Source organism: Actinobaculum sp. oral taxon 183 str. F0552 (assembly GCF_000466165.1).
Taxonomy (GTDB): domain Bacteria; phylum Actinomycetota; class Actinomycetes; order Actinomycetales; family Actinomycetaceae; genus Peptidiphaga.
The window spans coordinates 1-12,076 of record NZ_KE951423.1 but is presented as its reverse complement, the minus strand read 5'-3'; the positions used below and the strand labels follow the sequence as shown (position 1 = coordinate 12,076).

The 12,076-nt window shown below is 72.3% G+C and carries 13 protein-coding genes; 4 read left to right on the top strand and 9 right to left on the bottom strand.

Annotated elements, in window-relative coordinates; all coding sequences use genetic code 11:
* Positions 1 to 1,065 (bottom strand): class I SAM-dependent RNA methyltransferase (locus HMPREF0043_RS04750; protein WP_021601773.1); only part of this gene is annotated, 1,065 nt, incomplete at its 3' end.
* Positions 1,058 to 2,869, bottom strand: coding sequence for an amino acid permease (locus HMPREF0043_RS04745; protein WP_021601772.1), 1,812 nt, complete (start codon positions 2,867 to 2,869; stop codon positions 1,058 to 1,060). The genes HMPREF0043_RS04745 and HMPREF0043_RS04750, both read right to left, overlap by 8 nt.
* A 47-nt stretch (positions 2,870 to 2,916) precedes the next feature.
* Between HMPREF0043_RS04745 and HMPREF0043_RS04740 the strand changes: the two genes are divergently transcribed.
* The gene (locus HMPREF0043_RS04740; protein ID WP_021601771.1) at positions 2,917 to 3,582 is read left to right on the top strand and encodes a potassium channel family protein; all 666 of its coding nucleotides are present in this window, start codon (positions 2,917 to 2,919) and stop codon (positions 3,580 to 3,582) included.
* On the top strand, positions 3,582 to 4,295 hold the full coding sequence (locus tag HMPREF0043_RS04735) for a potassium channel family protein (RefSeq protein WP_021601770.1): 714 nt from the start codon (positions 3,582 to 3,584) through the stop codon (positions 4,293 to 4,295). The genes HMPREF0043_RS04740 and HMPREF0043_RS04735 overlap by 1 nt, the downstream gene beginning before the upstream one ends.
* On the opposite strand, the gene HMPREF0043_RS04730 is transcribed toward HMPREF0043_RS04735, so the two are convergent.
* Genes HMPREF0043_RS04730 through HMPREF0043_RS04715 form a run of 4 tightly spaced genes read right to left on the bottom strand, consistent with a single transcriptional unit; the run spans position 4,292 to position 6,251 of the window.
* Entirely contained in the window at positions 4,292 to 4,990 is a 699-nt protein-coding gene (locus HMPREF0043_RS04730) for a DUF3159 domain-containing protein (RefSeq protein ID WP_021601769.1), read from the bottom strand. The genes HMPREF0043_RS04735 and HMPREF0043_RS04730 overlap by 4 nt on opposite strands.
* Positions 4,983 to 5,243 (bottom strand): OB-fold nucleic acid binding domain-containing protein, encoded by a 261-nt coding sequence (locus HMPREF0043_RS04725; RefSeq protein ID WP_021601768.1) that lies wholly within the window; start codon positions 5,241 to 5,243, stop codon positions 4,983 to 4,985. Before HMPREF0043_RS04725 ends, HMPREF0043_RS04730 begins: the two co-directional genes overlap by 8 nt.
* A complete protein-coding gene (locus HMPREF0043_RS04720; RefSeq protein WP_040317873.1) occupies positions 5,240 to 5,905 on the bottom strand; it encodes a DUF3710 domain-containing protein in 666 nt (221 codons plus the stop codon). Before HMPREF0043_RS04720 ends, HMPREF0043_RS04725 begins: the two co-directional genes overlap by 4 nt.
* Before the next feature lie 46 nt (positions 5,906 to 5,951).
* Positions 5,952 to 6,251, bottom strand: coding sequence for a DUF4193 domain-containing protein (locus HMPREF0043_RS04715; RefSeq protein ID WP_021601766.1), 300 nt, complete (start codon positions 6,249 to 6,251; stop codon positions 5,952 to 5,954).
* Between the two features lie 259 nt (positions 6,252 to 6,510).
* Here HMPREF0043_RS04715 and sepH point away from each other — a divergent pair, with 259 nt between their 5' ends.
* A complete protein-coding gene (sepH, locus tag HMPREF0043_RS04710) occupies positions 6,511 to 7,752 on the top strand; it encodes a septation protein SepH (RefSeq protein WP_021601765.1) in 1,242 nt (413 codons plus the stop codon).
* A 213-nt stretch (positions 7,753 to 7,965) separates the two neighbouring features.
* Here sepH and HMPREF0043_RS04705 read toward each other — a convergent pair whose 3' ends face one another.
* Genes HMPREF0043_RS04705 through HMPREF0043_RS11695 form a run of 3 tightly spaced genes read right to left on the bottom strand, consistent with a single transcriptional unit; the run spans position 7,966 to position 10,330 of the window.
* Positions 7,966 to 8,604, bottom strand: a complete 639-nt coding sequence (locus HMPREF0043_RS04705) for a thymidine kinase (RefSeq protein ID WP_021601764.1) — start codon at positions 8,602 to 8,604, stop codon at positions 7,966 to 7,968.
* Positions 8,604 to 9,758, bottom strand: coding sequence for an alkaline phosphatase family protein (locus HMPREF0043_RS04700; protein WP_021601763.1), 1,155 nt, complete (start codon positions 9,756 to 9,758; stop codon positions 8,604 to 8,606). Before HMPREF0043_RS04700 ends, HMPREF0043_RS04705 begins: the two co-directional genes overlap by 1 nt.
* Entirely contained in the window at positions 9,755 to 10,330 is a 576-nt protein-coding gene (locus tag HMPREF0043_RS11695) for a DUF5998 family protein (RefSeq protein WP_021601762.1), read from the bottom strand. Before HMPREF0043_RS11695 ends, HMPREF0043_RS04700 begins: the two co-directional genes overlap by 4 nt.
* Positions 10,331 to 10,437: 107 nt before the next feature.
* Between HMPREF0043_RS11695 and HMPREF0043_RS04690 the strand changes: the two genes are divergently transcribed.
* Positions 10,438 to 12,076: DNA gyrase/topoisomerase IV subunit A (locus HMPREF0043_RS04690; RefSeq protein ID WP_021601761.1), on the top strand; the 1,639-nt coding region annotated here is incomplete at its 3' end.

Sequence of the window (12,076 nt, the reverse complement as noted above, 5' to 3'; positions counted from 1 at the left end):
GGCCGCGAGCGTCGAGGCGAGGTCGCGCCCCAGGCCGGAGCGGGGCGGGTCGGCCACGAGGATCCGCCCGCCCAGGTCCCGGGCGAACCGGGCGGTGATCGACGCCGTCTGAACCCTGGCCCAGGGCAGGTCGCGGAGGTTCGCCCGTGCGTCGTCCGTCGCCTCGCGCATCCCCTCGAAGGCCCACACCCCGCCGGAGTCGCCGACGGCCAGGGCGAGGGGCTGGGTGAGCAGTCCCGCGCCGGCGTAGAGTTCGACCACGCCGTCGCCGGGTTCGACGCGGGCGGCGCGGAGCACCGTCCGTATGAGCTGGGCGGCCCCGTCGCGGTGGACCTGCCAGAAGCCGGATGCGCGCACCCGGTAGGGGTAGAGCCGGCCGTCGACGACGACGTCCTCGCGCACGTAGCGGTCGGCCCGGAATCCCGGCGCCCACCAGCAGGTCTGCCCGACGGCGATCACCGGGTCGGAGCCGGAGGGCGCGACCGCCCGCACGCGCTGGCCCGGACGCCAGGCGCGCCGCCACGCCCCGAAGAGGTCGAGGTCGCCGACGTCGGCGACGGCCAGCGGGAAGCCTGAGACGGGCAGGAGGTCGTGGGTGCCCTCCCGGTGCATGGAGGGGGTTCCGTCCTCGCCGACGACGAACTCGACGCGGGTGCGGGTGGCCCACCCTCCGGTGCGCGCGTCGCCGTCCATCGGCCGGACTCGGCAGTCGACGCCGCGGTCGGCCAGGTGCGCGGCGAGGCCGGCCCCGCCGACGCGGGCGAGCGTGGCGCGCAGGACGTGGGTCTTCCATCGGGCCTGGAAGTCGAAGGCCACGTGGCCCAGCTCGGCTCCGCCCACGCCGAGCGGGCCGGCCTCGGGCCAGGCGGTCTGGACCCGGTGCTCGGAGGGACCGGAGAGGACCTCGACGACGTCGCCCCGCACGAGGCTGGAGCGCTCGCCGGTCACCTCGACGCGGACCCTCTCCCCCGGCAGGCCGAAGCGCGCGAAGACGACGCGCCCGTCCGGGGCGCGTCCGACGCATGCGCCTCCGTGGGCGATGTCGGTCAGGTCGATGTCAATCATGCGTCTCCTCCGGAGCTTCGTAGAGGTAGGGGACCTCGGCGAGGATGACCCCGCGCTCGTGGCGCAGGTCGGCGACGACCTTCGGCAGGGAGCGCCGCAGGAAGTAGCCCTCCCAGACGCCTGCGACGAGCAGCCTCGGGTAGAAGACGGTGACGACGTCCTCGGGGTGCTCCTCGTGCAGGGAGTGGACGAAGTCCACGATGTGTCCTCTCGTGGCGGCCTGCGGGGTCCCCAGGACGGTGAGGTCGACCGGCAGGGCGGCGGCCCGCCAGTCCTCCCGCAGGCGTCTGGTGCGGGCGGGGTCGTAGTCGACGGTCACCGCCGTCAGGCTCGACAGCCGCAGGGAGCGGGCGTAGCTGAGGGTGCGCAGGGTCGGGTCGTCCACGACGTCGGCCAGGACGACCCCGTGCACCCGGGTGGGCAGCCGGCGCCCCCGGGACAGGTCGGTCACGGCCAGGCTCCGGACGACCCTGCCCATGCCGCGGCGGAAGAAGAGCATCAGGACGGCGGGGATCGCCAGTCCGACGACCGCGATGAGCACCCACCACGGCTCGACGACGAGGGTGACGGCCAGGATCGCCAGGGAGAGCGCGGCCAGGGCGAGGAACACCCACCGCGCGGCGCGGGCGTGCTTGCGCTCGTCGCGGTCGAGCGACTCCTTCAGGACGCCGAGCGAGCGCATGCTCATGGCCAGGCACGTCAGGGCGAAGTGGACGAAGGCGCTCACGACGAAGATCGTCGCCCCCGCCTGGGTGGAGAGCAGCATACTGGACAGGACGGCGGCGAGCACCGCGGTCAGCCCTACGATGGCCAACCGGGGCTTGAGCGCGTCCCGGGAGGCGAGGCGGCGCGGAAGGATGCCGTCGTAGGCGAGTTCGCGAAGCAGCTGGGGCAGGCGTGCGTACGCGCTCAGGGCCGTCGCGCACCCGAGCAGGACGTAGACGACGGCGACGATCCTCTGGCCGGTCTCCCCGAACAGGGCGGAGGCCATCGACAGGCTCGGGACGTCCGGGGCCCAGCCGGGCACCCCGACGGAGACCGAGAAGTACAGGGTGAGGACGATGGCCGCCACCGTCGGGACGAAGGCGCGCGCCAGCCACGCCGGGCCGTGACGGCGCCCCCCGTGCGGGACGAGCACCCGCTCGGCCAGGAGGACGAGGAGCCCGGCCGGGAAGAGGGCGCCGATGGAGGCCTCCACGCTCCGCCACTGCATGCCCTCGCCGAGCCGGACGGCGGCCGCGCTGCCCACCACCCGCGCGTGGACGGCGGGAAGCCCGCCGGCCAGCTCGCGGACGAGCCCGACGGCCAGGACCGCCAGGAGGGCCGTCGCCCCCAGGGCGGCGACGGGGGCGTAGATTCGCGAGTCCACTCCGCGCCCCACGACGACGGGCAGTGCCAGGAGGGGGATGAGGCAGACGAGGACGAGGCGCGCTCGCCCGTCGGCGAAGGGGAAGACCGTCAGCCCGGAGGCCACCAGGCCGACGCCCAGGACGACGAGGAGCACGTAGCACAGGAAGCGCCCGGCGGCGGCGACCACGCCCATCCCCGGCCCGATGTTGTCCCTGACGAGCTGATGGGACCGGCGGCGGGGCGCCAGGCGCCCGATCCACGTCGAGCCGCCGAAGGCGAGGACGAGGGCGGCCAGGCCCGCGAGCGCGGCGACGGCGACGGTGCCGGCGTTCTGCCTGGGGGCCGCGACCGCCCGGAGGACGATCTGCGGCGCGATCACCGCGCATGCCACGACGATCGTCAGGTCCGCGAATCCCGACCGGGCGGCCGCACGAGTGGACGGTTCTCTAGACATCAGTGCTCAGGCTACGCCACGAGCGTGTTTGAGGTAGCGTTCTCAGCGTGCACTTCGTCATCATGGGCTGCGGGCGCGTGGGCGCCACGCTCGCCACTAACCTCTCGCAGTACGGGCACTCCGTCGCGGTGATAGACCGCAACCCCGAGGCCTTCCGGCGCCTGCCGGAGGGGTTCACGGGCCAGAGGGTGACCGGGACGGGGTTCGACCGCGACGCCCTCGTCCACGCCGGAATCGAGGACGCCCAGGGCTTCGCCGCGGTCTCCTCGGGGGACAATTCGAACATCATCGCCGCGCGGGTGGTCCGCGAGACCTTCGGCGTGACGAACGTCGTCACCCGGATCTACGACCCGGGCCGGGCAGAGGTCTACGAGCGCTTGGGCATCGCCACCGTCCCGACCGTCAAATGGGCCGCCGACCAGGTCTTCCGCCACCTCATCCCCCTGGGCCCGCACTACGAGTTCGTCGACGACAGCGCGGGCGTGGCGCTGGTCGCCATCGACCTCGACCCGGATTGGTTCGGGCGCGACGTCGCCGGCCTGGAGGCCGCGACGGGGGCGAGGGTGGCCTACGTGACCCGGCTGGGACGGGGCATGGTCGTCGACGAGCGCCTGATCCTGCAGGACGGAGACGAGGTCCGGCTCATCGTCCCCGCCGATCGGGCGGGGTCGGTCCAGCGCATCGCCAACCATCCGGCGAAGGAGGACGCGTAATGAAGGTCGTCATCGCGGGGGCGGGGTCGGTGGGCCGGTCCGTCGCCAAGGAGCTCACGCACGCCGGCCACGACATCACGATCGTGGACAAGCAGCCCTCGGCCATGAAGATCGCCTCCGTCCCCGAGGCGGACTGGATCCTCGCCGACGCCTGCGAACCGGAGACGCTGCAGCGCGCCCAGGCCGGGGAGGCCGACGTGGTCGTCGCCGCGACGGGGGACGACAAGGCCAACCTGGTCATCTCGCTCCTGTCGAAGACGGAGTACGGCGTGGAGAGGGTGATCGCCCGGGTCAACGACCCCGCCGACGAATGGCTGTTCGACGACTCGTGGGGCGTGGACGTGGCCATCTCGACTCCCCGAGTCATGGCCCCCTTCGTCGAGGACGCCCTGTCCAACGGGCGCCTCGTGACGGTCATGCGGTTCTACCGCTCGGGCGCGGCGCTCCTTCAGACGACGCTGCCCGCCCACGCCCCGCTGGTCGGCATGGCGGTCTCCGACGTGGTGCTCCCCCCGTCGGTCGTTCTCAACGCGATCGTGCGCGACGGGGTGCCCTTCACGGCGGATCCCGACCTGACGATCGAGGCGGAGGACCAGGTTCTCTTCCTGTACGTCGACGGCGAGGGGGACGATCTTGACATCGTCCGCGAGCTCATCGGCGACGAAAGCCTAAAGGACGGCGACGGCGGAGGCGGCGAGGCGACCGAGGCCTAGCCCTCGCCGTCCCGGCCCGCGGCGCGGCGGGCGGGGACCGGCGGCAGGCCGCGCACGAGCAGCCACGTGAACCACGCCAGCAGGGCGTAGACGGGAGGGCCCATGATCAGCCGCACGACCGCCAGGGCCTCGGTCGCGTCCGTGTAGTAGAGGGGGGTCTGGACGGCCAGCCGGGCCGCGAAGAGGCCCGCCCACATCCACGTGATGACCGCATATCGGCGCCGGGTGGCGCGGCGGTCGTCGGAGCCGCCCGAACGCCACCCCGTGGCGTCCCCCCTGGCGAAGCCGATGAGCAGGCCGAGGGCGGGCCATCGGACCGCCAGTGAGAGGAGGAGCCCGGCCAGGTAGGCGGCGTTGGTCATCAGCCCCAGCGTGAAGTAGTCGGAGGCCCTCCCCGTCCGCCACGCCCACAGGGCCGAGGCGGCGATGCCCAGCAGCCCGCCGAGGACGGGCAGGACGTCGATGCGTTGGGCGAGCCGGACGGCCAGGCAGCCGAGGGCCACGCCGAGCGGGGCCACCACCGAGAGCCCGACGTCCTTCGTCACCGTGTAGACGACGAGGAAGATGATGCCGGGGACGGTCGTCTCGACGAGCCCTCGGACCCCGCCGACCGCCGCCCACGGGTCGAAGTCGGCGGCCAGGGCCGCTCCCAGCCCCCGTCCGCCGTTCAGTCGCCTTCCGTCCGCGTCAGCCATCGTCTTTCCCCCTCGGGGTCACCGTGTAGTCGGGATTGTAGAGGATGGCCGCTCCCCTGCGCCCGGCGAGGATTCCCCGGACACGCAGCGAGCTGCCGACCTCGATGCAGTGGATGTCCCTGCGACCGAGGAAGGCGAGGGTGACAGTACCGTCCTCGGTCCGCATGCTCATGCGCAGCACGGGGGACGATCCCAGCCCCGGATACGTGATGGCCGTGACCGTGCCCGACAGCTCGCGGCGCCCGGCGGTCACCGGACCTCCGAGATCTCCGGTCCCCGCTTGGGGAGTTCGAGCGCGGGCCGCTCCTCTTTGACGGGTCCGGCCTTGGGAATGCTCAGGGGGAGGATGTCGCGCGGCGGGAACGCCGCGTTTCCCCGCACCACGACGGTGTCGTCGAGGACCAGGTGCAGGAGGGCCCGCGAGGCGTCGTCGTCGACGGCGGCCTTGCCCGTGAGCGTCGCCCGCAGGAGCCACCGCGACCCGTCGATCCCCACGTAGCGGACGGGATTGATGGAACGGTGGCCCTCGATCGGCATCTGGGCTCTGATCTCGGTGCCGTAGTCGCCGTGGCCCTCGCGCGAGGAGCCTCCCTGGGAGGCGATGGACGAGATCATGTCCGCGCGGACGTCGGCCCAGATGCCGCGGGACTTGGGCGCCGCGAAGACCTGGAGCTGGAGCGCGCTGTCCCCCAGGATGTAGACGGCGCCCAGGACGAGGTCGCGGGTGCGGTCGACGGTGAACTGCAGGGTCGCCGCGTCCAGGACGGGAATCCTCAGCGCCCCGCAGTCGAGGAGATCGTCGCGGTGCGGTGCGTCGGACTCGTCCCACGGTCCGACGCCTTGAGGGGCGGGCGTCGAGGCGTCCCGGTCCTCGTCGGCCGGGTCCTCGCCCCGCTTCCTTCTGAAAAGGGCCATTCTTACCTCCATGACGGGCGGGGCGCGCGCCTCGCCGGTTCGGGATTCAGGCCGCGCACTCCGAGCACACGGGCAGTCCGTTCTCCTCATACGCCAGCTGCGAACGGTGGTGCACGAGGAAACAGTGCGAGCACGTGAACTCGTCGTCCTGCGCGGGGACGACGCTGATCGAAAGCTCCACGTTCGACAGGTCGGCGCCGGGCAGCTCGAAGCCCTCGGCGGCCTCCACTTCGTCTTCGTCGACCGAACCGGACTGCTGCTCGGAACGACGGGCCTTCAACTGCTCGAGGGAGTCCTCGCGAAGTTCCTCGTCTTGTTTACGCGGTGCGTCGTAGTCGGTTGCCATCGTTTCATGCTCCACTCATGTCGACATACGCGGCAGTGTCAACCGCGAAATCCCCCGGAGTCCGGTGCCTCCGGGCGAACGCGCAAGTTCGCCTTTCACGCGTGCGCCCACAATGTACCAGGTTTTCACCCCATGTCCAGCCACGATCGCCGTCAGTGATCGCCGCAACCGCCGAGCCGCATCAACACGCCTGCCGGAATCGGCCCGAAACGTGCGGATTGTGGCAGTCTTGAACCGTCATCGATCAGCGAGGGGAGCCATGAAAGAACTCGAGCTTCTCGGGCTCCAGCCCGACGGCGAACAGCTTACGCTCAATGACTCGGAAGGCAACCGGTACGTTCTGCCCATCACGGACGCCCTGCGCGCGGCGCTCCGCCGCGACCGCCAGGCCGCCGACCCCTCCGAGCCGGACCGGCAGATGAGCCCCCGCGAGATACAAGCCTACATCCGCGAGGGTATGTCCGTGGACGAGGTGTGCGAATTGTCCGCGCTGCCCGCCTCCCGCGTGGCGGCCCTCGCCTACCCGATCATCGCGGAGCGCGAGTACACGGCCAGAGTCGCCAGGTCCTTCTCCATCGGCCACGACAGAGACGGACTGACCATCGAGGAGCTCGTCGCCTCGCGCCTCCTGGGCCGGGGCGTGCGGCCCGACGACATCGCGTGGGACTCGCTTCGCAGATCCGGCGAGCCCTGGACGCTCATCGCCACCTTCGTGACGGGAGACCGCGAGCACCGCGCCTCCTGGTACGTCGACCTGGAACGGCGGGCGCTCCAAGCCCTCGACGACGAGGGGTCCTGGCTCTCCGAGACCCAATTCCCGGTCTCCTCCTCCCCCTGGCGCCCGGCGAACACGCCTCCCGCGGCGTTCGACCAGTCGGACGAGGACGGCGAGGACCCCCGGCGGGCGCCCATCGAGGACGTCCTGGCCACGCTCGACCAGCAGCGCGGGCGGGCCCGGCCCATGCCGGCCGAACCCTTCGAGGGGGCGCACCCGGCCCCCTCCCAGCCCGAGCAGGCGAAGGACGCGACGGTCCTGACCCTGCCGCGTCGGTCGACCCTCCCCGAGGGGGACACCGGCCGGGGGGCGGCGGCCGGAGAGAGCGCCCCGTCCGCCCCTCCCGCGTCGGACGCCGAGGGCCCCTCCGACTCCGAGAGCGGGGTCCCCCGCCGCGGGAGCGGCGGGCCCGACGAGGAGGAGAAGGAGGCGGACGGGGGAAAAGCGGCGGCGGGCGAGCCGACGGGACGAGAGCCGTCCAGGGCGTCCCGGAGCCAGAAGGGCAGAGGCCAGAAAGCCCGCCACAGTCAGGAAGAGGCCCCGGACTCCCCGTCGGGCAGGCAGCCCGGGGAGCAGGACGGATCGAACCTCCAGGGCGCCCATTCGGCGGAGGCGGCGGACGCCCTCGCCGGTGACGTGTCTCTGCCGGGACGCCGCAGGAAGAGGCGCGGTTCCCGGCCGTCCATGCCCAGCTGGGACGAGATAGTCTTCGGAAAGAAGGACTGACTCGCCGATCGCCCGCAGGACGCCGCCCGGCCCGCTGGGGCGCGCCGCAAGGCCTACGCCGAGACCACCGAGTCTCCGCTCACTTCCTCGGGAGGGCCGTTGAGCTGTGCCGCGGCGGCGCCGATCCTGTCGCCCCGCTCCTCACTCCCCCGGGAAGGCTTCCCGGCTGGCGGCGCTGACGGCTACTGCCCCCGGGGAGAACGCCCTGGCCGCTCAGCGCGACCCCCGCTCGCCGGGGATGCGGCGCGCCGCCCGCGCCGTCGCCGCGGTCATCGCTTTGCGGTGGTGGTACCGGCACAGGACCTCGTAGCCGACGTCGGGCGAGTCGACGTCGCCGACGACGACCTGCTCCCCCTCCGTGACCATGACGCCGCCCACGGTGCGGGCGTTGTGCGTGGCGCGTTTGCCGCACCAGCACAGCGAGCGGACTTGGAGGACCTCCACCCTGTCCGCCAGTTCGATCATGCGGGCCGAGCCGGGGAACAGGCGCGTGCGGAAGTCGGAGGCGATGCCGAAGCCGTAGACGTCGATCCCCTCGTCGTCGACGACGCAGGCGAGTTGCTCGACCTGATCGGGCGTGTAGAACTGGACCTCGTCGCAGATGAGGAAGTCCACCCTCCGCCCGCCGGCGCGCTCGCGGAGGACGGCCTGCCAGAAATCGGTGGCCCCGTCCACCTCCGCGGCGCGCGACTCCAGACCGATCCTGGAGGACAGGCGCCCGTGGCCTGCCCGGTCGTTGCGGGTGTAGACCAGCCCGCGCATCCCCCTGCGTTCGTAGTTGTACGCGGTCTGCAGGGCGAGCGTGGACTTCCCGCAGTCCATGGTCCCCGAGAAGAAGACGAGCTCGGCCATCACACGGTCTCCACGATGAGCGGGACCAGCATCTCCTGGCGGGTGAGGGATCCGTGGACCCCCACCATGCGCGCGCCGCCCGGCGGGCGGAGGGAGCCGTCCACGACGGACAGATTCGAGGCCTGGAAGGAGACGACGTCGCCCATCGCCTCGTATGCGCGCCGGCCGGCCCGGCCGAAGACCCCCGTGCCGAGCGCCTCGTCCTTCGTCATGACGAGGGCCCGCCCGCCGAGGATCCCCCGCCAGCGCTCGGCCAGCCGGGCCGCGTCCCCCGTGTAGACGTGGAGGGCGCGCTCCTCGCCGGCCAGGAGCTCGACGCCCTCGGCCAGCCCCGGCTCCTGCGAGACGTCGATGCGCTCACCGACGTCGACCATGCCGTGGTCGGCGGTGACGACGAGCAGGGTCCCCTTCGGGAGCGTCCTGGCCAGCAGCCCCATCCCGGCGTCGAGGTGCTCGAGCTCGGCGACCCACTCCGGCGAGGCGAAGCCCCGGGAGTGGCCGACGTGATCGACGTCGCCCCAATATAGGTAGACGGCCCGCCTGCCCTCCCTGAGCGCCCTGCCCGCCGCCTCGACCCTGTCCTGCAGGGTCTCGGCCACGACGGCGGACGCGCCGCGCAGGGCGGCGAGGGTCAGGCCGGAGCCGACGAACCGGGACGGCTGGACGACGCAGCACGCCCGGGCCTCCTCTCCCAGGCGCTCGAAGAGCGTGGGAGCGCTCTGCCACGCAACTGGGTCGGGGCCCCCGTCCCACGAGATGAGGGAGAAGGGCCGGCCGGTGGACGGCGAGCGCAGCGAGTACCCCATCATGGCCGTCACGCCGGGGAGCTCGCCCGTGCCGACCGCGGTGACGGCCGCCGCCGTCGTCGAAGGGGCGACCGTGGTCAGGGGCTCCAGGCGGGTGAAGGACCGCAGCGTCGGGGCGTGGCCGCTGCGCGCGGCGAGGTTCTCGGCGCCGAGCCCGTCGACGAGGACGAAGCACACCCGCTCGGCTCTCGGCAGTCCGAGGGTGCGCCTGTCCTCGGCCGACGTCGAGACGCTCGTGCGGGTCGGCAGGCCGACGGCGTCGAGCGCCGCGGACAGACTGGCGCGGATCGAACGGGGCCCCGGCGCGAGGAACCCCTCGGGGGCGCCCTCGGGAAGGCCGGCGCTCACCCGAGCACCGCCTCGGCGAGGATCGCCTGGAGCTCCTCGACGAAGACGGTCCCCCTGGCCAGGGTCTCGGCGTCCAGCGCGGGCTCCAGGAGGATCTCCACGTCGTCCCCCGAGATCCTGGAGACCGTGCCGTGGTCGGCCGCGCACGCGGGGTCGTCGCATCCGGCGGGCAGCGTGTCCGCCGCCCACGCGCCGCCCCATCGCAGCCTCATGGACAGCGCCGACAGGTCCCCTTCGCCCCCGCCGTCGGGCAGCGCGCGCCGCCTCAGCAGCTGGAAGTCCCGGACCGCGCGCAGCGGGACGACCTGGACGGTCGTCAGGACCTCGCCCTCGGGGCTGAACTCGTAGGAGACGTCGGACAGCACGACGATCAGGGCCGAGCCCGCGACGACGTAGCAGGTGAAGGACTCGTAGACCGAGTCGCTGTCGAAGAGGGTCTGGGGGCGCACGAAGTAGGACCGCACGCTCCCGCAGTGCCGGAGGGCCGACCGCACATCGGCGAGCACGGGGGCGTCCCCGCCGGCCTTGGCCTCCAGTTCGCCGACGAGCGCTGCGTATCGATTGACGGTCACCGAGCCATTGTCTCATCGCGGGACCCCGTGCACACACCGGGGCAACGTCGGCAACATCACCCCGGCCCTGGCGTCGGGGACGCCCTCGGGCGGGAATACTTGTTCGCATGGGAAAGCCAGCCACGAAGGGCGCCGCGAAGGCTCCGGTCGAGGAGAACATCGTCGACATCGACGTCGCCTCCGAGATGCGCACCTCGTTCCTCGAATACTCCTATTCGGTGATCTACGCGCGCGCCCTGCCCGACGCCCGCGACGGCCTCAAGCCCGTCCAGCGTCGCATCCTCTTCCAGATGGACCAGATGGGGCTGCGCCCCGACAGGGGCCACGTCAAATCCTCGCGGGTCGTCGGCGACGTCATGGGGCGCCTTCACCCGCACGGGGACGTCGCCATCTACGACGCGATGGTGCGCCTGGCCCAGTCGTTCACGATGCGCGTCCCCCTGGTTGACGGGCACGGGAACTTCGGGTCGCTCGACGACGGCCCGGCGGCATCCCGCTACACCGAGGCGCGCCTGACCCCCGCGGCCCTGGCGATGACGGCCTCGCTCGACGAGGACGTCGTGGACATGGTCCCCAACTACGACAACACGCTCACCCAGCCCGAGGTCCTCCCCGCCGCCCTGCCCAACCTGCTGGTCAACGGCTCGTCCGGCATCGCGGTGGGCATGGCCACCAACATGCCGCCGCACAACCTCGTGGAAGTCGTGGCCGGCGCCCGCCACCTCCTGACGCACCCGGACGCCACCCTCGAGGACGTCATGCGCTTCATCCCCGGGCCCGATCTGCCCGAAGGCGGCAAGATCGTCGGGCTGGAGGGCGTCCGCGAGGCCTACGCCACGGGTCGGGGCACCTTCAAGACCCGCGCCACCGCGCACGTCGAGAGCATCACGGCCCGCAAGAAGGGCATCGTCTTCACCGAGCTCCCCTACCTCGTCGGCCCGGAGAAGATCATCGACAAGCTCAAGGACGCCATCAACGCCAAGAAGATCCAGGGCGTGACCGGCGTGCAGAACCTGACCGACCGCCACCACGGCATGCGGCTCGTCGTCGAGGTGAAGAACGGGTTCAACCCGGAGGCCGTGCTCCTCCAGCTCTACCGCCACACCCCTCTGGAGGACTCCTTCGGGATCAACAACGTGGCCCTCGTGGAAGGGCAGCCGCGCGCCCTCGGGCTCCTGGACCTCCTGCGCGTCTACGTCGAGCACCGACTGGACGTGACCCGCCGGCGGTCGCGCTTCCGCCTGGACAGGGCCCGCAGGGAGCTCCACCTCGTCGAGGGGCTGCTCGTCGCCGTCCTGGACATCGACCGGGTCATCGCCGTCATACGGTCCTCCGAGGACGCCGGCGAAGCGAGGTCCCGGCTCCGCGAGTCCTTCGACCTGAGCGAGGAGCAGGCCGAGTACATCCTCGAGCTGCGGCTGCGCCGCCTGACGAAGTACTCGGTCGTCGAGCTGGAGCGGCGCAAGGCCGAGCTCCTCGACGACATCGCCGAGCTCACCGGCATCCTCGATTCGCCCGAGCGCCTGCGCGACGTCGTCGGCGGCGAACTGGAGGAGGTCGCCAAGGCCCACGGGACCCCTCGCCGCACGGTCCTCCTGGAATCGGACGGATCGGCGAAGGCGAGCGTGCCCTTGGAGGTCTCCGACGACCCGTGCTGGGCCCTCCTGTCGGCGACCGGGCTCGTGGCGCGCACGGCCGACGCCGCCCCGCCGTCCCGGGAGGGCCCGCGCGCCCCGCACGACGCCG